General features: G+C 54.1%; 16 protein-coding genes. 8 read left to right on the top strand and 8 right to left on the bottom strand.

The window, feature by feature from the left end; all coding sequences use genetic code 11:
* Positions 1–2 precede the first annotated feature (2 nt).
* Positions 3–509: a CYTH domain-containing protein gene (locus tag EHV15_RS14860; protein WP_128631890.1), complete on the bottom strand. Its 507-nt coding sequence runs from the start codon at positions 507–509 to the stop codon at positions 3–5.
* Between the two features lie 196 nt (positions 510–705).
* Here EHV15_RS14860 and EHV15_RS14855 point away from each other — a divergent pair, with 196 nt between their 5' ends.
* Positions 706–1638, top strand: coding sequence for an aldo/keto reductase (locus EHV15_RS14855; RefSeq protein ID WP_128631889.1), 933 nt, complete (start codon positions 706–708; stop codon positions 1636–1638).
* A gap of 62 nt (positions 1639–1700) precedes the next feature.
* Here the strand turns inward: EHV15_RS14855 and EHV15_RS14850 are convergent, their stop codons facing one another.
* The 3 genes from EHV15_RS14850 to EHV15_RS14840 form a co-directional block, all read right to left on the bottom strand.
* On the bottom strand, positions 1701–3362 hold the full coding sequence (locus tag EHV15_RS14850; RefSeq protein WP_178075860.1) for a DUF4153 domain-containing protein: 1662 nt from the start codon (positions 3360–3362) through the stop codon (positions 1701–1703).
* A 141-nt stretch (positions 3363–3503) separates the two neighbouring features.
* Complete coding sequence (locus EHV15_RS14845) at positions 3504–5018, bottom strand: PH domain-containing protein (protein WP_128631887.1); 1515 nt, start codon at positions 5016–5018, stop codon at positions 3504–3506.
* Entirely contained in the window at positions 5015–5512 is a 498-nt protein-coding gene (locus EHV15_RS14840) for a PH domain-containing protein (RefSeq protein WP_246061578.1), read from the bottom strand. The genes EHV15_RS14845 and EHV15_RS14840 overlap by 4 nt, the downstream gene beginning before the upstream one ends.
* Positions 5513–5675: 163 nt before the next feature.
* Here EHV15_RS14840 and EHV15_RS14835 point away from each other — a divergent pair, with 163 nt between their 5' ends.
* From EHV15_RS14835 to EHV15_RS14825, 3 genes are read left to right on the top strand one after another with little or no spacing between them, the layout of a single operon-like run.
* Positions 5676–6248 (top strand): DUF2975 domain-containing protein, encoded by a 573-nt coding sequence (locus tag EHV15_RS14835; protein WP_128631886.1) that lies wholly within the window; start codon positions 5676–5678, stop codon positions 6246–6248.
* A 21-nt stretch (positions 6249–6269) separates the two neighbouring features.
* Positions 6270–6521, top strand: a complete 252-nt coding sequence (locus EHV15_RS14830) for a helix-turn-helix domain-containing protein (RefSeq protein WP_128631885.1) — start codon at positions 6270–6272, stop codon at positions 6519–6521.
* A 60-nt stretch (positions 6522–6581) separates the two neighbouring features.
* Positions 6582–8357: an ABC transporter substrate-binding protein gene (locus EHV15_RS14825; RefSeq protein WP_128631884.1), complete on the top strand. Its 1776-nt coding sequence runs from the start codon at positions 6582–6584 to the stop codon at positions 8355–8357.
* Positions 8358–8806: 449 nt separating this feature from the next.
* On the opposite strand, the gene EHV15_RS14820 is transcribed toward EHV15_RS14825, so the two are convergent.
* On the bottom strand, positions 8807–9709 hold the full coding sequence (locus EHV15_RS14820; protein WP_128631883.1) for a transposase: 903 nt from the start codon (positions 9707–9709) through the stop codon (positions 8807–8809).
* Between the two features lie 393 nt (positions 9710–10102).
* Here EHV15_RS14820 and EHV15_RS14815 point away from each other — a divergent pair, with 393 nt between their 5' ends.
* The 4 genes from EHV15_RS14815 to EHV15_RS14800 all read left to right on the top strand — a co-directional run bounded on the left by EHV15_RS14815 (position 10103) and on the right by EHV15_RS14800 (position 13465).
* The gene (locus EHV15_RS14815; protein ID WP_128631882.1) at positions 10103–10696 is read left to right on the top strand and encodes a hypothetical protein; all 594 of its coding nucleotides are present in this window, start codon (positions 10103–10105) and stop codon (positions 10694–10696) included.
* Positions 10697–11081: 385 nt separating this feature from the next.
* Positions 11082–11408, top strand: a complete 327-nt coding sequence (locus EHV15_RS14810; protein WP_128629969.1) for a transposase — start codon at positions 11082–11084, stop codon at positions 11406–11408.
* Positions 11409–11446: 38 nt separating this feature from the next.
* Positions 11447–12343, top strand: a complete 897-nt coding sequence (locus EHV15_RS14805) for an IS3 family transposase (RefSeq protein ID WP_246061576.1) — start codon at positions 11447–11449, stop codon at positions 12341–12343.
* Between the two features lie 198 nt (positions 12344–12541).
* Complete coding sequence (locus tag EHV15_RS14800) at positions 12542–13465, top strand: S-layer homology domain-containing protein (RefSeq protein ID WP_128631880.1); 924 nt, start codon at positions 12542–12544, stop codon at positions 13463–13465.
* Between the two features lie 127 nt (positions 13466–13592).
* Here the strand turns inward: EHV15_RS14800 and EHV15_RS14795 are convergent, their stop codons facing one another.
* The 3 genes from EHV15_RS14795 to EHV15_RS14785 all read right to left on the bottom strand — a co-directional run bounded on the left by EHV15_RS14795 (position 13593) and on the right by EHV15_RS14785 (position 20860).
* Entirely contained in the window at positions 13593–15473 is a 1881-nt protein-coding gene (locus EHV15_RS14795) for a cellulase family glycosylhydrolase (protein ID WP_128631879.1), read from the bottom strand.
* Between the two features lie 51 nt (positions 15474–15524).
* On the bottom strand, positions 15525–18434 hold the full coding sequence (locus tag EHV15_RS14790; RefSeq protein WP_246061573.1) for a glycoside hydrolase family 9 protein: 2910 nt from the start codon (positions 18432–18434) through the stop codon (positions 15525–15527).
* Positions 18435–18709: 275 nt separating this feature from the next.
* Positions 18710–20860, bottom strand: coding sequence for a glycoside hydrolase family 6 protein (locus EHV15_RS14785; protein ID WP_128631878.1), 2151 nt, complete (start codon positions 20858–20860; stop codon positions 18710–18712).
* Between the last annotated feature and the right edge of the window lie 291 nt (positions 20861–21151).

Genomic DNA, 21151 nt, shown 5'->3' with positions numbered 1-21151 from the left:
GCTCATTGAGCCCGCCGGCTTTGCTGCAGATCGCGCCACACCTTTTTGTTGCTGTAACGCTTGTCGGTGCTGATGTCCGGACCAAACCACTGCGGCGGCTGGAACTCCCGCGCCTCGCCTTCCGCGGCGAACTCCACCTCCAGCACCATCAAGTCGATTTGATCGTAGCGGTCGATTTCCACGACGATCCCGTTCCACTCGGCGGTCACCCGCCGTTTCGTCAGCGGAACCGCCCGGTGGACTTCGGTGATTTGCCCGTAAAGCCCCTCCGAAATGGAAACCTCCACTTCCTCCCGGGACAAACCGAATCCTTTTTTAAACGTATGCGTAAACGTAACGTTGCCGGAGGCCACATCGCGGATCTTCCGCACCCGCAGCTCCTGATCCTCATGCAAAGCCAAATACGTCTGATCGATCTCCTGCTCCGAACGAATGATCAGCTCGCCCTTCCGAATCAGCTCTTCCGGATACTCTGGGAGCAGAAATTTACGTTCTATTTCCAACGGCATGGCGGTTATCCTCCAGTTATCAGCGAGCCCGTGGGCCCTTTTTTTCAGAATACATGTTACCATTATACGAATACATACTTAGCGGGACAATCACTTAAAAACGCAGCTAGCAGCAATGGCCACGGAGATCAGGAGAAATGCCCACCGGATTGCGGTATAATAATCCCATATAAGTGGAAAAAGGAGGAAACAGCGAATGGCAGCACACGTCAAGTTAGGCAAAACTGATTTATCCGTGAATCCGATTGGGCTTGGGACCAACGCGGTTGGCGGGCACAACATTTATCCGAATCTGGACGAGGAAGTTGGGAAGCAGGTTGTGCGTACCGCCCTGGAGCAGGGCATCAATTTCCTGGATACGGCATACTTCTACGGACCGGAGCGGTCGGAGATCCTGATCGGCGAAGTCGTCAAAGAGCTCGGCGCCCGCGACCGCGCCGTCATCGCCACCAAAGGCGCGCACCGGATGACGGGCGGCAAAATCGTGTTCGACAATTCACCGGCCTTCTTGCGTCAGGAGGTCGAAAACAGCTTGAAGCGGCTGCAGACGGACTATATCGACCTGTACTACATCCACTTCCCCGATGAAGCGACTCCCAAAGACGAAGCGGTCGGGGTGCTGAAAAAGCTGAAGGATGAAGGTAAAATCCGGGCGATCGGCGTATCGAATTTCTCGATAGAGCAGCTCAGGGAAGGCAATAAGGACGGATACATCGACGTGCTGCAATCGGAATATAATTTGATTAAGCGCGACCTGGAGAAGGAAGTGCTGCCGTACTGCCGGGAGCAGGGCATCTCCTTTGTCCCGTATTTTCCGCTGGCGGCCGGCTTGCTCGGCGGGAAATACGACAAGGATACCAAGTTCGCCGATTACCGGGCCAATCACCCGAGGTTCCAAGGCGAAGCTTATGCCCGCACGCTGGATAAAGTAGAGCAAGTCCGCCGGATCGCCGAGGCCAAAAACGCCGAGGTGGCCCATGTCGTGCTGGCCTGGTACTTAACGCGGGATACGATCGACGCTTTGATCCCCGGGGCCAAGAAACCGGATCAGGTCATTCGCAATTTGAAAACGCTGGACGTGACGTTAACACCCGAGGAAATCGCCAGCATCGACCGTATTTTTTCCTAAACCATTTATGATGTAAAAAAGGGATGGAACCCGGTTATCCGGCGTTTCATCCCTTTTTGCTTCTAGCGGCTCGTATCCTCACGCAGCGCACGGACCGCCCGGAATTTGGCCCAATTAAACGACTGCCAGCCTGGGCCTTCGATCCCCGTTATTACGTCCCGGCGTTCAAGCAGCTGGCGGTATAGTTCCGGCTCCGCCTTGCGGCTGTAGTTTAAAAGCCATGGCAGCGCGTCGGCGGACAGTCCCGCCAGGTAAACGGCATCGATTTTTCCGGTCGCTTCGTAGCGCTCGATGTTCTTTTTGGCGATAAAGAGGTCCATATTGGCATAGTTTACGGCAATGTAAGCGGCCAGGCCGAGCGCGACAAAGCATTTTGCCAGCGGAATTTTCGCAAAGCGGATGCGCAGCCCGGCACAGACGAGCAGCAGCCCCAAAAAGATCATAAAGGCGAAGACCAGAAAGCGGATATAGGTATAACCGTAAGCTTCCTGGTACAGAACCAGCCGCGTAAACGCCGACAGCAGCATGATGCCGGAGCATCCGACAAGGATATACAGCAGAGCCTGATTCAGCGTCCGCAGGACTTTCCCCGCTTCGCCGCCTAACGTCAAGGTGCCGATCAGAATCGCAAAATTGATCGACGTGACGGCAACGAGTTCGAAAAATCCGCTTCTCGCGTAATCGGCATACGAGCTGCCGTCCGGCAAAACGCCTCGCCATGCCCCAAACAAATACGTAAACTGGAGCGAAACGAACAGCAGGTAAACGATATTAATCGCGATCAGCACGGTGGCGGCAATCAGCGGATCGATTCTGACGGGCGTGCTGCCCGGATAGGCGGAAGCGGCGGATGCACCTGACAGGACTTCACTCTTGCCCGCCTTGCTTATGCCGTTTTGGCCCGTATCACCCTGAACCGTACCGCTCTGAACCGTACCGTTCTCACCCGTACCGCTCTGAGCTGTGCCAGTCTGACCCATACCGTCCGCGATCGCGATTCCCCCGAACCAGTCTACGGGCTTTTCCCGCATCGGGTCGACGAATCCCCACAAATAGCCGAACAGCAGCAAGCCCAGCAGCAAAATCCAGATCAGGCGGAACATCACTTCCCCGATCGAAAAGCTGTCGTTGAACCAGTCCGGGATCATCGAGAGCAAGCGGTCAAAGCTGCTGTCCGCCGAAGACAACAGCCCGATCACGACGATCAGCAGCGGCAGCGCGATCAGCAGCCCAAGCAGCACCTTGCCGGCCGCCTGTTTGCGGCGATCGCCTATTTTTTTGGTGGCTGTCGATTGCACGGCGCGAAATGCCGTAGCCCAGTGCCGAAAGTTTTGCGGAAGCAGATGGTCCAGCACGTCAAAAACAATCCTTAAATCGCCCCAAGACCGTTTTTTCAGGTTAAACATATATGTCGTCTGCGCAAAAATCAGGCAGGGCAGAGCAAGCACATTGAGCGCAAAAAACAGCGTATTGGCAAACAGCGCATACGTCAGCGACAGCAGCACGACCGCCGCCAAGGACAGCCAGCCGAACCAGGTCATCGGACGCCCAAACCGGTCCCTGGCGCATAAGTACAAATACAGGTAAAACAAGCCGGTAAAAATCGGAACGGATACGCCGAAGCCATCCCCGTAAAACAAATATTGATGCGCCGCGGCCAGCGCAAAGCCGCCGAGCAGCGCCGCCAGCACTTTGCCGTGCGGCATGGGCCTGATTTCGTTCATTCTTTGAATCCCTCCGTAACATCCAGGTTCGTCGAACCTTTGTTTTCTACCGCCCATTTTAATGGATAAAATAAGAAGATAAAGAGAAGGTTTTTTACAAGAAATTTCGTATTTTAAAAATAGGCCTCCCGGGCGGCATCGTCATTCAGTCCTTATTTCCTGCATTCTTCCCGCATACCACGCGTAAAACGCCTGGCCCCAAGCAGCCGGAATGTCGGGAAGCTTGTGATGCAGGACGGGGCGGGCCCGGTTCACGATATGGACGGAAGCCAGCCCCCAGCGGCGCTGCAGCACACCACGGGTGACTTTCACTTCAATGATTTTCTCTCTTTTGCCGATAAACAGCCGTGAGGTCAGCCCTCCGGTCCGAAACTGCAGGAATCGGCCATGGATGGCATATGCCGTATTAAAATGATTCAGGATATTCCGCACCATAGCCCAAATCAACAGCCCCGCCGAGGCGATCCACCACCATGCCGCGCCGAAAACCGGTACGTCCGGTATGAAGGGAAGCCAAGGAATAGATAAAGCAACAAGAGAAATCCAAATCCAGCCTGACCCCACCAAGCTTATTCCCAGCGACGCCCGGGGCAGCGGGCTCATTTCGGAGGAAATCTCGTAGGAAGGCAGCAGCTCCGACACAAGGCGGTAGGCATGCCGCACCGGCAAAAAGGGGTATAGCGAGTTCACATCCCGTTTGTCTTCCCCTTCGCCGCCTGCGGTGATCAACCGTACCTCCGCCAAACCAAGCAGCCGTTTCATCAGAGATTGGGTCACCTCTACGCCCTGCACTCGCTCTTTGGCAATGGAGAACGCCGTACGCTCGATCATCCCCTTGACGATATAGATCCGTTCCGCATCCGAAGAAAGTTCAAAACCCCCGTACCTTACAAAAGTTACGGCAATCCCCAGGACGACGGAAACCGCCGACAGCAGCACAAAAACCGCCGCCGCTGTCCACCAGGAACTCATAAGCGCCGCCAGAACTCCCTGGGCTTGTTCATCAAGATCAAAGAAATCATCGGCTTTGGAGTAAAGCGAAAAAAGGGCCGGAATCAGAATAAGGAAACTCAAGGAGGTAAAAGAAGCTTTGATCAGGTCTTTCCGGGTGGGACTGAAATGGATAGTCCGCTTGGAATCCCGGATATTTCCGTGCTCTACAGCCGCGGTTTCCTCATCGTCGCCCGCCGTGCTCAAAGCGTCTTCCCTTTTTACCGGTCCCGCCACCCGCTCCTCCAGCCGGTCCGCTTCCGCATAGCAGATGACGCGAAATACGACGGCCGCATCTTCACCTTCCATCCCGGTTTCAAAACGGATGGCGGTCACCTTGAAAATCCGGTGAAACAGGGTGGTTTGACGGTTTATATTTTGAATTTTGGAGAAGGGAATCACTCTCTTCGACTTGACGAAAACCCCTTGGTATAACCGAAACGAGGTGTCATCAAGCTGATACCGGCGCGTGGACCAACTCCATAGGATGGACAAGAGGCTGAATCCGGCGACGACCAGCAGGGCCAGCCTGCCGTATTTCACCCATGCCGCGTCCGAGCCTGCTTTAAGCACAAATAAAAAGACAAAGAAATAAATCGCATTTTTCCCCAAGTTCCAGATGGCCAGCAGCATAACAAGAGGATGATACCGTTTGGCCCGGCTCATTCGTCGACCTCTTTCAGTTTGGCATATCGTGCAATCTGATTTCTCAATTCCCCGGCAATGTCCTGGTCCAGGACGGGAATCGTATGCGAAGACCCCATCGTTGTGACCGTTACCGAGCAGACCCCGTACCTTTTTTGCAGCGGTCCCTGCCGGGTAGCCACCGACTGGATTTTGGTCATTGGAATCAACTCGCCAGTTTCCGTAAAGACTCCGAATTTAAGCTGCAAAAACTGCTCCGAAATGGTGTAACGCCATCTGGCATACTTCATAGAAGGCTGGACAAAAACGGACCAAATCATCATCGGCACCTCAAGGACGGCGAGCCCGGCCAGAATCCACCCAACCCAGTAAACCCATGAAAAACGGTGATCCAGATAGAGCAACACCCCGATCACCAGAAATGTGACGGCGCTTTCGATCGCCTCATGAATCCTCCAAATTTTTACCGCATTCTTGGATAATCGCTGCTGAGGCTCCATGATTTCGTTAAACAAAAAAGAACCACTCCTTTCCAACAAGTCTAAGTTTAGCAGGAATTATATATGAATTTCAATATAGTTTTATTGTTTTTCGATAAAATATTATTGATTTACAGAATAACCTGTGCTAAATTGAGTTCCATACACAAAAAGATTACGAAAAAAGGAGTATGAAATCATGAAATCCAAAATGTTCTTCAAAGCGGGATCCATCGTTAGCTTGATCGTATTTTATATTGCTCTGCTGATCGGTGTGCTGGAGGCGGTGGAGCATGTTTCCCATCTCTGGTTCGCAGGCAGCGGATGGACCGGATTTTTGGGCGACTTTAAGCCGGTATTCAGCTATATCGATATTCATTTTCTTGCGAATCCGAAGCTTTACGACAGCAGGGCATTTATCGCTTTGTCCTTCATTAACTCGGTCAGCGCGCTTCTCTTAATCGCGTTGTCCGCGTTTTATATGCATAAATTGCTGCGGAACATTTACCGGGACAGCCTGTTTATGTATGAAAATGTGTCCGTCTTTTATAAACTGGGGATCATTATTATTGCGCTGGGTACGTTATTCAATTACACGGAATCGGTTATGCTGTCCCAGGCCATCGGCGAGCTGCAAATCGTGGGCGCCTCCATTCAATTGACTGACATCTCGTACGTGGATAGCCTAATCAGCGGATTCGTTATGATGATCATTGCCTCCGCTCTCAAAATCGCCGTAAACGCGGTGGAAGAAAACAAAAATACGATCTGATTGAGAAAGCTGGTGACGGGTATGATCAGAATCAAGCTTGATGTCGTAATGGCCCAGCGGAAAATGTCGTTAACCCGGCTATCTCAGTTAGTTGGAATTACCCAGGCCAACCTGTCCATCCTCAAAAACGAAAACGGCAAGGCGATCCGCTTCTCTACGCTGGATGCGCTTTGCCGGGCGCTCGAATGCCAACCCGGGGATTTGCTGGAGTACGTGGAGGACGAGGGCGGGAATACGGTGCGGGGTAATGAAGCGGAAGAAGACACTTTCTAATGGGGGGCATCTTCTTGGTAGCGTTCCGTTCATTGATTCTTCTAAAGGAGGCGGCCCCTTATGAAGCTGCACCATCAATATTTGCTGTTGCATGAGCGTTACGGCGCCAAGGAAGGGGATTCCGCCGCGGGAGTGACGCTGGACGAGCTTGCGGCCGCCTTGGACTGCACCCACCGGAACGCCTTGACGATCATCCGCAACATGGAGGAGCGCGGCTGGATCGGGTGGCAATCGCGGCGGGGCCGGGGGGCGCGCTCTGTCTTGCGTTTTCTGGCGAAAGCTGAGGAAATCGCCGCAGAGTCGGTCATGCAGGCTATACGCCGAAAAGATGTCCGGCAGGCGATTGAGGACATTCGCCGGCATGCCGGGACTTCCTCGCTGCAGGACCAGCTCCAGGGCTGGCTGCTTTCCTATTTCGGATATCACGCCGAAACGCGCCGCGACCGGCAAATCGACACGCTGCGCCTGCCAGTCCGGCAGCGGCTTTATACGGTGGACCCGCTGTATATGAACCTGCTGGCGGAATCTTTTGTGTCGAGCCATGTGTTCGACGGACTCATCCGCAAGCAGAGCGCCACCGGGGAATTGTTGCCCGGGATCGCTCACGCCTGGGACGTTGACGCAAGCCGCACTGAGTGGACATTTTACCTGCGCAAAGGGGTGCTGTTTCACAACGGCAACCTGCTGACGGCGGACGACGTCGTGTTTACGTTCGAGCGGCTGGCCGGAAGCACGCGCCGCGCTTTGTACAGCTCGATTTTTAAGCAAATACGGACGGTTCGCGCGCTTCATCAAAATACCGTCCGCATCGAATTGAAGGAGCAAAGCGAGCTGTTCCTCCCTTGGCTCTGCACCAGCCGGGCCGCGATCGTCCCGCGAAATCTCGATGGGCGCGGGGAAGCGAAATTCGGGGTGAGCCCCGTCGGCAGCGGGCCGTTCAAAGTTGCCGAGATGAACGGCGATCTGTGCGTGTTGGAGGCGTTCCCCCATTATTTTCAGGGGCAGGCGCATCTTGACCGGATCGAAATCGTATATGTGCCCTGGAACATCTCCGGGGAACAAGCCGCCGGAAGCGACGGCGATTCCCTCTCCCCGTTCCACGTCATCCCCAACCCGACGGCGGCGGAGGGTGAAGGCTGGAGCCAGATGCATTCCCGGGTATCCGTCCGCAAATTCGTGACCTGCAATACGCGAAAAAGCGGTCCGCTCAGCGACCCTGCGGTGCGGGCGCGGGTTTTTGCCGCGCTGCGGGGCGATGGTGCCGGTCCGGCGCAGGATCGCGCCGAAACGTGGCGGGATGGCGCTGGGCCGGCGAAGGTTGCGGCGACGATGGTGCAGGATGGCGCTGGGACTGGGCAGGACGCCGCCGGGCCGGAGCTGCTTATCGCCACCATTGCGCCGTACAAGCCGGACGCCGACTTCGTCGCCGGACGGCTGCAGGCCGCGGGCTACCCTTGCCGCGTGCTTTCCGCGTCGGCCGAGGAATTCAAAGGCGATATCCGGCTGAAGTCCGACCTGATCGTCTTTTCCCTGCTGCGGGATCAGGACGAGCAGCTCCGCCTGTTCGATCTATACCAGACCGTCTCCGAACATGTGGAGCCGCATATGCAGATCGACATCGGCAGGCTGCTGCAGGCCGTGGCCCTGGAGGAGCATCCGCTGCCGCGGGCCGCCCTGTTCGAATCGATCGAAACGCGCTTAATCGCGGCGGATGAGCTGTTTATTTTATACGAAAAGCCGGTCCAAACCGCCTTCCTCCCATCGATGCGCGGCGTCGCCTTCAACAGCCAGGGCTGGGTCGATCTGCGGAATATCTGGTTCCCGCCGAAGCTTTAAACACGCAAAAAAAAATGGCTCAACCTAATAATCTGTGCTTGACAGTCAAACAGGTAACCGATCGTGGCAAGAAATGCAGAAGGGCGTTGAAAGCTTGAGGACAGGGAAGAGGGAAGGCCGGTGGATTGGTCGGCAGATCAACATCCAATGTCCAGACGCTTTGCACAATTATCTCGTTTGATCAGGAAGCGGAGAAGAAGACAAATTCAGGAGAAGAAGATATATTTAGGAGAAGCAGACAGATTCGAGATTATTAGACAGGTTTGCGAGAAAGATACAAGGTTGAGAGAAGAAGATAAAATTATGAAAAGGAAGTAGATTTTGGAGAAGCGAAGCAGCAGACCTAACGGGAAGGATGGGGCAAGACACCGCGAAAAATGAAAAGACCGTGATCTCGCTGCAGACTGAATCCGTTTGCAACAAGCGCCTACACCATTCAAGCGCCTCGATCAGGCCGCAGCCGCAAGGGGCTGATTCGGTTGGCGTGCGATCAGCCGGCGGTAAGGGATCGCCGGAATCGCTACACACATGCGCAGCAACTTCTGCCGTATCGTTTCTTCCGCTCCGGGCAAGTGCAGCCGGCGGCGTCCGGTGTACTCGTTCAGGTACGCCTGCAGATGCTTCAGTCCCAAGGCTCCATACGTACTCTTCAGCGATTCCCACGCCTCTCTCACCACTCTCCGCAAGGGCATATACAGCCGAAAGGCTTGAGGGAACAACTGCACCACCGATGTACGGACATCCACATGCCCGTTGATGAACGCGGTTAGATCGTGACGGTTTGCCCTTTTTTCGTTTCCCCGCTTATGCGGCACCAGGCGGATTTTGACCTGCTCCGGCTCGCCCGACTCCGTTACCGTGCAGCCGGCTACGACCGCCGAGGCATACGGATGCGAAAGCTGACACCGGGATGGATCACGCCCATACTGATCGCTGTTCACCTTCACGTCTCCGCAGAGGAGCTCCCGGGCATCAAACTCCCCGGCGGCATGGCGTAATTTGTGCAGCAGCAGCCAGGCGGTCTTGTAGGTGACCTCGATCACCTGGCTCAGCCGCGTCGCCGATATGCCATCGGGAAGCAGGAACAACTCCAGTGCCTGGAACCACTTCACCAGGGGCAGATGCGTTCCTTCAAAAATCGTGCCGACCAAAGGCGACGTTTGATGCTTGCACTTCCCGCACTCGAACAAGGGGATATGCCGTGAGGACAGACGGCTGTACTGGGTGTGAACACAGCGCGGGCAGACGAAGCCGTTCGGCCACTTCATCGCGATTAGCGCCTCCATGCAGGCCTGCTCGCAGTTATAACGGCTGCTGAAGGGTTGAAGATCCGTTTCCGCATTGACTTTCATGTCCGCTCGCCCCCGAATCAAGAATTTACGCACATACGTTCGTTTTTTTCATTATACCAAACATATATTCCCTAATCAAGTTAAAAATCTCTCCTGAACCGCCTCATTTTTTCCCCTCTCTTTTTCTTCTCTCTTTTTTCCTGACCCTTACTCTAGCCCCACCCCCGCCCCCTGAACGAAAGGGATAATCGTGCAAAGCTGCATGCAGGGACACCATGACACGAACACTATAGTGCCAAAGTCATAATTTATTTCGACAAGCTCTGATTTCAGTTTTGAGCCAAAAAAATTTGCCCAAATGCACCAAAAATGCGCTCGCGAGTGAAACATACCTCACCATGGTTACGTCAGGAAGTGCAAATACTTAAAATTAAAACGATAAGGAGGGATTTGATGTACTCTGTGCGGGGACGGCGGTTATGGTCTGGGGGCCATGTTTGCGGACTGATTCGCGGACTGATTCGCAGCCTGACTCACGGCTTGATTCGCTGCCTGATTCGAGGCCCCATTCTGGTGGCGGCCCTGCTGCTGATTTCCGGCTGTGCGGGGAACGAAGCATACAGCGGGAACGGTCTGGGCAACAAGCCGCCCCTGCCGGTGATCCGTACAGCAGCCGATGCCGCCATTACGGTTATTCAGGGTTCATACTGTTGGAGCACCACCGACAAGTCCGGGGACACGGCCCAGGGAGTTTGCGTGGATTATGCAAGCGCGGGTGAACTGGCCCAGGGTAAGCCGTCCGAGGCGGTACGCCCCGGGGAGAAGATTACATTCCGGTTTGACAACGTAAAGCAGCCGACGGAAACCACAGTGACGTTATTCAAAAACGGCCTTTCCGCACAGGTCGCGGCGGCGGACGGTTCCTTCGAAGTGCCGCATGAGCCGGGAACGTACGTTTACGATCTGTTTGCAGTATGGCTCAAGGATCCGGTAAAACGCGTTTCCGAAGGCACGTCCAGTTATGTTTTTTCCGTCCGGGTCGAATAACGAATAACTCAACGCAATGGAATGCGGGGCTTGAAGCCGCTATTCGGAAACTTGAACTTGCCAAAACCTTTGCGTTGAAGGAACTACATGCCACTCCTCCTCTGTTGCGATATTAGGGAACGGGGTAATCCCACGAAATGCAAAAGTGCATGCGGTTTTTGTCGAAGCTCCTCGAAACTGGGGGTTCAGATGCAAAAGTGCAGTTCATTTCCAGTTAAAAGATACTTTTTTATCAGATATCCCTAAATGAGATGCACTTTTGCATTTCAACTGCTCCAAGACGGCAATTTATGTAGAATGGAATGTACTTTCCCCACGGCCCCCTAATTGCATTGGAGTCCTGCCCTACAATATATTATTGTATTTCTAAGGGAGGACGAACAGTATGCGACGATCAAGCAAGCTATACGAGGAAGTGCGTATCGAAGTGGTGCGTGAAGCCATGTCCGGGATCAAGGTGGGGGTGTTGGCCCGGAAGTATAATCTCCATCCGGAAACGATTCGTAACTGGATCCGAACGTATCGGGATGAAGTGGACATCCACGAACTACCGCCGGCGGATCATCAGCTTCAAGAGTTGAAACGGCTTCAGGACGTGGAAGTGAAATATGAAAAAGCGATGAAGGTACTGGGTGAAAAGGAACTCGAAATCGAGATCCTGCGAGAACTCCTAAAAAAGAAGAACCCTGCTTATCTGAAAAATTTGAAATAGCCGACCGCTTTATTAAGCAGGGGAACACCGCAGCTCTTGTGTTGCGTATATTAGGTCTGGCAGAATCCACCTACTACGAGCGCCTCAAACGCACGAAACAGTCCACAGAGACTTCTAACCACACGGGAAGAGGCCGTCCTTGTCCAGGGTACTCCTTGACGTTGCAAGGTCGTAAAGTCAGCGACGAGCAGATCAAAGAGTGGCTGCTGGAGCTCATCGAAGGCGAAGAGCACATCTACGGCTACAAGCTTTTGGCTCAGTGTTTGCGCGACAAATACGACCTGGTTCTAGGAAAGTCAAAGGCCTACCGCCTTTGTAAAGAGTTAGGCATTCTTCAAAAGCAGAGAAAGCCCAAGTCCAAGCATCCACGAAGACTGGCTAGAAACCGTCTTGTCACCGGCCCAAACCAACTATGGCAGGCGGACATCAAATACGGATATGTTTCCGGCCGCGATCGTTTCTTCTTCGTCTTTAGCATCATCGATGTGTTCGATCGCGTTATCGTCGCCTATTACAGAGGCTCTGTTTGCGAAGCGACACATATCTGTCAGGCCTTGGGGCGGGCCATCAGGAGCCGATTGCAACCCGGAGAGACCATGCCCGTGATCCGCACGGACAACGGCCCTCAATTCCTGAGCGTACTGTTTGGCGATACTTGTGAAAGCTGGGAGATACTCCACGAGCGAATCCCGCCAAAGACACCAAACATGAATGCGTACATCGAGTCGTTCCACAGCTCGATGGAACGCGACCTGCTCACCAAAGAATCGTTTGAGACCATGGAAGACGCGTATGCGGCTATTGACTGGTATATGGACTTCTACAACAACCGCAGAATGCACGAGAGCTTGAAACGCAAAGCGCCCACAGTGTTCAGCGAATGGGTCAAACAACTGAAGGAAGAAGATCAAGCCAAATTCCATAGAACGCTGTAATTTGGTGAAAAAGTGAGCAATCGTACGACACACATTATTTTGACGGTGTGGACTCCGGAATTAGGGGGCCTAGCCGCTTTTGCATTTGATCCCATCATGCCGTTCTTCAACACTGTTTCGACTAACTGGAAAAGTGTCTTCATCAGCCGATTTCATGCTGCGAAGATTAAGTAACAACTCATTTACGGGAGGTAACCTATGAACAACACGAGCAAATTCGCTTCCAAATTGACGAGGCTGACGCTGCTTATGGTCATCGCATTCAGCCTGATGGTTGGCGGTACGGCCTCCGCCTTCCAGGACGTCAAAGGAGACCCCGAGCAAAAAGCGATCGAAAGCTTGGAGAAACGGGGCATCCTCAAGGGCGACCCATGGGGATATTTCAAGCCGAATGAAAGAATAGACAACGCTTCGGCCATCTCGCTGATCGTCAGCGCGTTCGACCTGAACCTCGATCACTTGCGTTTCGTGAAAAAGCCCGAAGCCAGCGACTACTATAGCAAAATAAAAGATAACGCCTGGTACGCCGAAGCTTTCGTGATCGCGCATCACCACGGCCTCGATATTCCGAAAGACATCGACCCTTCAACCAAAGTGACGAAGGAGCAGTTCAGCCACTGGCTGTTCCAGGTGCTCAGTACGAAGAGCGAATTCTTCTGGACGCTGCAATATAAAGACATCAAGGACGACAAGCAGATTAACGCTAGCTATATGAGCAGCATCCAAATGCTGCTGAACGCGGGCATCGTGACGCTGGATAAAAACAAGAAGTTCAATCCCAAGCAGCCGCTTACACGCAGCGAAACCGCAGGCATGCTCGATCAGGCGCTCCGAATCATCGAAGCTACCCGGTCCGTAGGCGGAAACCTGTATGATTTCGTTTTAAACAGTGAAAAAATATCCGGGGATATCACCAAAGTTACGATCTCCGCCATGGCTCCCCATCCGGGTTACGGCCTCGAAGTTGCAAGCATCGTTTTTGACGGTGACAAAGCCGTAATCAACTACCGGATTAAACAACCGGAGAAAGGCAAATTTTATCCGCAGGTGATTACCGAGGTCAAGACGGTCACGTATATTCCGGATAATTACAAGCCGGTGCTAGGCGAAGGAACGAAGTAAATCCGCAAGGCCCCGTCCCAAAGGGAGCAGCGAGTAAGATAGGCCCAAATACAAAGACGATTCCAGATCCGCCCGCAAGCGGAATTGAAATCGTCTTTTTGCATAACAAGATTATTGTATTTTCATTTTATTCAGGCTCTACTCCCCATACCAGCGAGTCCCCCAGGTACAGAGTTACCTTATCCCAGTCGGCATAAGCCGTTTTGGTCGGATCGAAGGAGTAATCGTCCGCTTCGTTGAAATTGGACCAGTCGGATTTGGCCATCCGCAATTGAATATCACCGGTTTCCCCGCCGGCCGAAATAGAGCCCGCCGCAGCCGTAAAGCTGAGTTCAACATAAGCGTCGGTAAAGGTTCTTTGAATGTTTTCGGCTCCGATCGGCGCCCAGTCCACCCAAGAGCTCACGCTTTGCGTGCCGTCTTTCGAGAAGTAATAGCGAAGTTTCAGGTCGCTCAAGTCAACTGCGGTTGTGCCGTTGTTCTTAATATTAAAATGCGGCTTGATCTGGTTGTCGGCCGGATTGGTGTCGGCCGCCTTATATTGCACGACCAGATTTCCGTTAGGTACGCTTGAGCCTTCTTCCGGCGTCGCGGCCGCCTCGGCTGAATTGCTGCTTTCCCCCGCGGAATTTACGGCACTGACAACATAATAGTAAGCTGTGCCGTTGGTAAGTCCGCGATCGGTAAAGGCCGTGCCCGAGATCCCGTCGGCTACGGTCGTATACGGTCCCCCGCTAACCGTCGCTCGCTTCACATTATAACTTTCCGCCCCGGCGGAAGCCGACCAGTTCAAGCTGATTTGTCCGTTGCCTGCCGTAGCCGTCAGTTTGCCTGGGGCAGCGGGCAACGCTTCGCCTAACGGCTGCATAATCCGATCCAGCATGGCTTGCTTCGGCTCGTTCCAGGTAACCCAATCGTCCAGAAGCAGCCCGCCTGTGTCTCCGGAGTTCGGGTTTACGCACCAATAAGTCCAATAAAGGTCGTTCTCGCCGATATAATCGACCAGACGGTTCTGCCAGATGCCTTCAACGCTGCTCGTGTCCACACCTCGGCCGCCGAATTCGCCCACGATAACCGGGGCGATGTTTTGCTTGCTGATATATCCCCAGTATGCGTCCCAGATCGCCGGCATGTTATCGGGGAAGGAAGGGTCCGAGAACCAGGGCTGAGAGGAGACGCCAGGGCCGTAATCATGAGCGGAATAAACCAGTTGGTTCGGAACGTCCAACTCAACCGGGTGATTCGCGACTCCTTTAAGGTTGCCGCCCCACCAGTACCCGTCGCTGTAGCCTTGCACATTTTTCTCGATCCCTTCGACGATGATCAGCCAATGCGGATTTACGGACAAAATGGCATTGCCCGCCCGTTCCGCAGCCAGCTGCCAATCGGTGGCCGGATTCCCCGTTCCCCAACTAACCGGACCGTGAGGCTCGTTGTGCAAGTCCGCGCCAATTACCGTGTCGTTGCCGTTATACCGTTCCGCCAGCATTTTCCAATCGTCGATCCAGCGTTGTTCGGAATAATCCGCGGTATACCAAAGCTCGGATTGTCCGCCGGACCCGGGACGATGGCGGTCCAGGAAAATCTTCATGCCGCGGTCTCCTGCTTTTTCGATGAGTTTATCCATAATTTGGATAGGTGTCAGCCCTCTTAAATCCGGATTTTTTTCGTAGTCGATGCTGTTGGGGGCGGAGCCGGGGTCAAACATTTGGTTGCAATACGGCAGACGGATCAGGTTGTAGCCGTGTTCTTGGATCTGATCCAGGACGTCATCCATAGATCGCGTCCACAAGCCGTGGGGCGAATAATTCGCCGTCTCGAATCCGAACCAGTTGATCCCGTTGAACACCGCCGGATTTCCGGCGGAATCGACGATCCGGTTCCCTGACGTATGGTAATAATTAGCGGCCGCTTCCGCATGTCCCGGGGCCAGGCCAGCCATCCCGATTCCCATGGCGCCGAGCACAAGCGAACCGGCCAGGATAGTTTTGATAATTTTTTTGAACATAAGTTATCCCCTCTTTCCTAAAATGCGGTTTCTATTAAAAAAGACAAAAAATCAATCCGTTCCAGGCTCGGTTCCCCAAACCAGCGTGCCATTCTGATACAAAGCGACACGATCCCAATCGGTGTAGGCGGTTTTGGTCGGGTCGAAGGAGTAGTCGTTCGCTTCGTTATAAGCCGTCCAATCATTTTTGTTGATTCGCGTCTGAATTTCGCCGCTGTCGCTTCCGGGGGCCAGGCTGCCCGCACCGGCATTGAAGGAGATTTCCACATACGAATCGGCATCCGGCTTAGCTTCCGCCATCTTCACCGTTTTGCCGCTAAGATTGCCGCCCCCGATCTGCGCCCAATCGCAATTGAACGTTTGCTCCTTGTCCCCATCCACCGTATACCAATAGCGAATCGTCAGTTCCGACAGAGGAACAGCGTCCGTACCGTTGTTTACAATGCGGAATAACGGCTTCATCTGATTGTCGTCCGGATTGGTGTCCCCGGCTTTATACTGGAGCACCAATGTTCCCGGCTGGCCTCCTTGCCCGGCTTGGGGAATCGCAATGAGCTGTTCGGAGTCGACGCTTTCCCCGGCACCGTTGACAGCGCTGACCACATAATAGTAGGCCGTGTCGTTCGTCAGGCCCGCGTCCGTAAAGTTCGTCGCCGTAACACCGCTCTTCACCGTCGTGTAAGGGCCGCCGTCCACGGTCGCTCTTTTCACGTTATAGCTAATCGCTCCGTCGGCCGCGTTCCAGTTCAGCGCCACCTGAGCATTCCCGGCCTTCGCAGCCAGGCCAGCCGGAACACCCGGCGGCTGTTGCGGCTCTTGCGGCGTTCCGCCGTCAGGTTCTTCGCCGACCACCTTCACTCCGTTCAGATAAAGGGGAATTCGGGTAGTCTCTCCTTTTGTGGCGGAAATGCCTTGGCGGCTCCAGTCATTCGCCGGATCCCAATGGCTTTTATACTGGGAGTCCTGCTTGGCGATCAGGCCGAATTGAAAATCCCGGCTGCCGTAGACCTCGTTGCCCGACCAATCCAGCTCATAGTAGTAGATCCCCGCCGCCGCGTTGACAGCATAAGGTCCGTTGACTTTGACGGCACCGCCATAGCTTGCTTTTTGCTCATCGTAATAGGTCTCCAGCGTGACGTCGTTGATGCTTTGGCCCGCTGCCAGCAGCTCGCTGATGTTGAAATAATAACGGGCGCTCATCGTACCCTCCGTATGAGGCGGATGGACGGATTCATTGTGGATGGTGACCGTAACCTGCGTGCGCTGGTCATTTTCCTGTTCGATCTTTCCTTCCACCCTGTACTCCGTTACGTCTTGTTCGGCGGGCGGACTGTCGGCTGTAACCGTTTCGCCGTTCCCGTATTCCAGATACAAGCCTGCAAGCGCGCCGACCAAACCGGCATTGTAGTCGATCGCCACCTCGTTATAAACGTAATCGGTCGTAACATCCTTATGCATATCCGTCGCGTCCGGCCCGCCGACAAGCGCTCCCCAGAGCACATGACGGTGTTCCGCCGGGACTTCCATGTTATTGGTCATGGAGCCGTGCGCGGCCCGATGGTGAGGATGCTTGGCCGACTCGTCCGGTGTCGGGAACCCGACGATGTACGAATAGCCCATGGGGTTGTCCCCCATGATATAGTCCATTTGGCTCTTGGCCCATGCCGCAAACTCGGGACGGTCCTTATATTTGTCATACACCAGCGCGCAAAGCTGGGCAGCCGCGTTGTACCGCGCCGACCCCCACGTGGTGAGAACGCCGAACCCGGCGGGCGACGTAGTCAAATACGTATTGTCGTTCGCTTCCTTGTGAGGAACCTGGCCGCCCGACCAATACTCCAGATTCCAGCGGGCGTAATAATCATATTGGGCATTATCCGGGAACAGGGACGCAAGCCGTACAAAAACGCCGCCCCATACCGTGTCCCAGCTGTGCGTCCAGATATTTTGCCAGCTATCCGCTTGGGAAGGGATGATTCTTTTCAGGTACCCGGTGTTTTTTCCGGACGCATCAACGGATACGATATCCTGAATATACGAGTTGTCGCCGGTTGCGGTGTACAACCAGACGGCCGCCCATGACAATTCATCTTCGTCATAACTGGAATTATAAAAGCCGTCACTGTTGCCGAGTCCTCTGTGCTGCTGGGCAAAGCGGTAAAGCGCGGTGGCCGTATCCAGGCACTCGGACGCATATGTAGGATCGGTATCCTTTGTATTGAGATACATCAGAGCAAGGGCGGCCGCAGCGCCGGCAGCCTGATCGCTGGCGGGTTGCTCCGCGGTTGCGAACGTGGCCGGACGCGGGTACTTTGCGGGATCCTGCAGTTCGGGAGGGCCCCAATAGGTGTGATCGACCGTTCCTTGTCCAACCATGTAGTTGAAGGCGACGACCTCACCCTCGGCGTTACGGAATGTGGAACGCAGAAAATAGTCGCTGAACCATTTCAGCTCTTCCAGCATATGCGCTTCCTGGCCGCTCTGTTTAAAAGCGTCCCTAAACTCGTAAAAGCTCCATCCCAGCGTCGATGCGGTATAGGATTGCGGCAAGCCGAATTTGACATGGTCGCCGGCGTCGTGGAATCCTCCGCTCAGATCAACGGACCCGTTGCCGTCGGGGTCCAGGATCGACAGGTTCTGCGCGATGAAATCGTCCCGCAAATTCGTCAGGTTTTTCGCCGTGCCGTTCACGCCAAGCGGTACGTACATGTCGGATAGTTCCGAATCCCCCCGCCATTCCAAATGACCGCCGGTAATCCCGGGACCGGATTTCTCCGCGTCGTAGAACCAGAGGGATTTTTGCAGGGCATCCGCATAATTGTAAGCTTCCGCGTCTGCAGCCGTTGCGGCCGGAAGGCCCAGGAGCGGAAATCCGCCAAAAGCAACCAGGCCGGACAGTGCGGTTTTTCCAATTAGATTTTTCCAGGCCAGCTTACGTGCTTTTTTGGTTTTGTTCATCATTCACAACCACCTTTCCAAAATAATATCGTTGGTTTTCGAAAATTAAATTTCGTTCTCACCTCCCTTTCCGCAAGATTTAATAGAATAAAAGAAAAAATTGTAATATTAAGTAAAAACTTGGCACCTTCATATTATTTTTCTGTTCTGTTTTTGTATAGTTTAAATTCTTCTGCTATTAGGTTGAAATTCTTCTGATCTATTCTATGAAAAAAGCGGAGAAGAACAGGCCAGCCTTCCCCGCTTTGTACGCCGTCAAGCGTATGTCGTTTCGTTTATTACGGTTCTACGCCCCAAACCAGGGTATCGTTTTGGTAAAGGGTGATATGATCCCAATCGGCATAAGCCGTTTTGGCGGCATCATACGAATAATCGTTGCTCTCGTCAAAGTTGGACCAGTCGGTCTTGGATATCCGCAGCTGGATGTCGCCGGACTGCGCTCCTGCGGCAAGCGTCCCGGCCGCGGCGGTAAAGCTAAGCTCGATATAGGTGTCCGCGTCCGTCCCGGATACGGTGCCGAACGTTTTTTCAATGTTCGACGCGCCCAGTTGGGCCCAATCGATCCAAGCGTTCAAATCCTGGCTGCCGTCCTTCGTAAAGTAATAACGCAACTTCAACGTGCTCAAATCAACAGCGGTCGTCCCGTTGTTTTTGATATTGAACTGGGGATTGATTTGATTGTCTGTGGCGTTCGTATTCCCGGTGCGGTATTGCAGCACCAGATCCCCGGTGCCGGTTCCGCCGCCGCTCGGGGTGGCGGCTACTTGGGCCGAATTCGCGCTTTCCCCGGCGCTGTTCACCGCGCTGACTACATAATAGTACGTTGTGCCGTTCGTAAGGCCGGTGTTCGTGTAACTTGTAGCGGTAACGCCCGTCGCAACGGCCGTGTACGGCCCGCCGCTGGTCGTGGCCCGCTTCACGGTATAGCTTGTGGCGCCGCTTGATGCCGTCCAGCTAAGCGTGACCTGCGCATTGCCCGCAGCCGCGGTCAGGCCGGTTGGCGCTGCCGGAACGTCAGGTGTCTCGCCGCCGTTAGCCGGAATGGCCGGATATGCGTTTTGAACCAGTTGAACGAATTGGTCATGGAACCAGTGTCCGGAAATCGGAGCACCCGGCAGCGCGCCGGTCAGCGTGCCGTTGGCATTGGTATAAGTCGGGTCGCACATTCTGTCGAACCCTTTGCCTTCATCGTTGGGAATTTCGGTGCTGGAGCCGTCCGATTCACCCGGAGGTTTCACCCATACGAAAGCGTCCAGATGAGAGGCCGAATAACCCGCCGGAGCGGCTTGCGGAGGCTGACCCATCCCGGCGCCGCTGGCATTGCACCAGTTCCCGCGATGGAGACGCTTGTCGATGCGTCCGGAATTGGCATACGCATCCACCGTTGTTCCGCTGGCACCGGTCGGCCGGTCCGGACCGCCCCACCCGTTGCGGGAAGTATCGATCAGAAAGCCGATGCTGGACGGCCAGCCCTTGGCCACGAATCCGGAATACAGGGCCGCGGTGAAATCCGCCTCGTCAAAATAAGGATTCCATTCATAATACTTGGCGGATTTCAACTGCGTCCCGTTGATCGTCAAATTCGGGTCGGTCAGATACGGTTCCTCCAATGGAGTCGTGTTGGCCGTATTGGTGATAAAGCCGTCCACGCTGGCAAGTCCGGCCGGAGTCCCGGCGACGACCGACGTAAAGAGGTCGATGGCCGGCTGCCGGTTGCTGTCCCAGCCTAACCAACCGGAGTGGCCGATGTCCATGTAGTTGTAGACGTTAGGAATGGCATGCAGCTTTTCGAGGGCATACCGCGTTGCATCCCGGTAAATGTTGGTCGAATTGGCTTGCGCGCATTTCGGATCATTCAGGTTCGTCACCAGATTCGGCAGCGAATCGGGTTCGACAACCGCGACAATCCGAATATCGGCGTATTTTGGATCGGAGAATACTTCGACGATAGGATCAATGAAGCTCGTTTTATAAGTCTGCAGACCTGCCGCAGTCAAGGGCAGCTCGCCGTTGGAAGCCAAAGCGTGACAATCCCGGCCCGGCAGGTTGTAAATCACGAAGGTGGCTACAATCGGCGTATCTCCCTGCTTCTGGGCAAGTATCTCGTCCATGGTTTCCACCAGGCTTTTCCGGCCGCCGTTCGCCTCACCGCCGGCAATGGCCGCCCTGCGGTCCAGCCAAACAGCCGTCGGGTACGACTTGACGGTTTCCATCTTCGCCTTCAGCGTATCATCGCTAACTTGGGCGATAGAGGTATCTACCAGCGCCGCATAATCGGGATTCACATACATCGTCGCACCCAAAAAAGGATTATCGACACGAGCTTCGGCGGCATAGCTCCTTTGGATCCCGAAAGGCTGAAGCAGCGTCAGCGCCAAAGCAGCAACTGCAGTCATCGCCGCCGTTCGTTTGAAAAGTTTCGAAAACATGGAATCACTCCTCATCATGGATTGTTTACTTCAGTTCTCCATACCAGCACACCGCTTCCGGTACCTGGTACGCCGTCACTTTGTTCCAATCGGTATAAGAGGCCACCATCCTTTGAAACACAACGTCCACCTTTCTGAAAAAATAAGTTTAGCCCTCACCTCCTTTTTCGCATAGCATTATTCCAATCCGAACCGACGTTTCATCGGGCCGAAGGAATCACCGTTAAAACTTCATGAAATCCCGCTTCGATCTAATGCTTGTCCCATAAGCCGCTGCCGCTTGTCCAATTT

The organism is Paenibacillus oralis (assembly GCF_003863965.1).
In the GTDB taxonomy this organism is placed as follows: Bacteria; Bacillota; Bacilli; order Paenibacillales; family Paenibacillaceae; genus Fontibacillus; species Fontibacillus oralis.
The sequence above is the reverse complement of the archived record's forward strand: the minus strand, read 5'-3'. Positions and strand labels throughout refer to the sequence as shown.

Excerpts from the sequence above, each read along its gene's own strand:
- EHV15_RS14860 (WP_128631890.1), bottom strand. The coding sequence starts at position 509 with ATGCCGTTGGAAATAGAACGTAAATTTCTGCTCCCAGAGTATCCGGAA.
- EHV15_RS14855 (WP_128631889.1), top strand. The coding sequence starts at position 706 with ATGGCAGCACACGTCAAGTTAGGCAAAACTGATTTATCCGTGAATCCG.
- EHV15_RS14850 (WP_178075860.1), bottom strand. The coding sequence starts at position 3,362 with ATGAACGAAATCAGGCCCATGCCGCACGGCAAAGTGCTGGCGGCGCTG.
- EHV15_RS14845 (WP_128631887.1), bottom strand. The coding sequence starts at position 5,018 with ATGAGCCGGGCCAAACGGTATCATCCTCTTGTTATGCTGCTGGCCATC.
- EHV15_RS14835 (WP_128631886.1), top strand. The coding sequence starts at position 5,676 with ATGAAATCCAAAATGTTCTTCAAAGCGGGATCCATCGTTAGCTTGATC.
- EHV15_RS14830 (WP_128631885.1), top strand. The coding sequence starts at position 6,270 with ATGATCAGAATCAAGCTTGATGTCGTAATGGCCCAGCGGAAAATGTCG.
- EHV15_RS14825 (WP_128631884.1), top strand. The coding sequence starts at position 6,582 with ATGAAGCTGCACCATCAATATTTGCTGTTGCATGAGCGTTACGGCGCC.
- EHV15_RS14820 (WP_128631883.1), bottom strand. The coding sequence starts at position 9,709 with ATGAAAGTCAATGCGGAAACGGATCTTCAACCCTTCAGCAGCCGTTAT.
- EHV15_RS14815 (WP_128631882.1), top strand. The coding sequence starts at position 10,103 with ATGTACTCTGTGCGGGGACGGCGGTTATGGTCTGGGGGCCATGTTTGC.
- EHV15_RS14810 (WP_128629969.1), top strand. The coding sequence starts at position 11,082 with ATGCGACGATCAAGCAAGCTATACGAGGAAGTGCGTATCGAAGTGGTG.
- EHV15_RS14800 (WP_128631880.1), top strand. The coding sequence starts at position 12,542 with ATGAACAACACGAGCAAATTCGCTTCCAAATTGACGAGGCTGACGCTG.
- EHV15_RS14795 (WP_128631879.1), bottom strand. The coding sequence starts at position 15,473 with ATGTTCAAAAAAATTATCAAAACTATCCTGGCCGGTTCGCTTGTGCTC.
- EHV15_RS14790 (WP_246061573.1), bottom strand. The coding sequence starts at position 18,434 with ATGATGAACAAAACCAAAAAAGCACGTAAGCTGGCCTGGAAAAATCTA.
- EHV15_RS14785 (WP_128631878.1), bottom strand. The coding sequence starts at position 20,860 with ATGTTTTCGAAACTTTTCAAACGAACGGCGGCGATGACTGCAGTTGCT.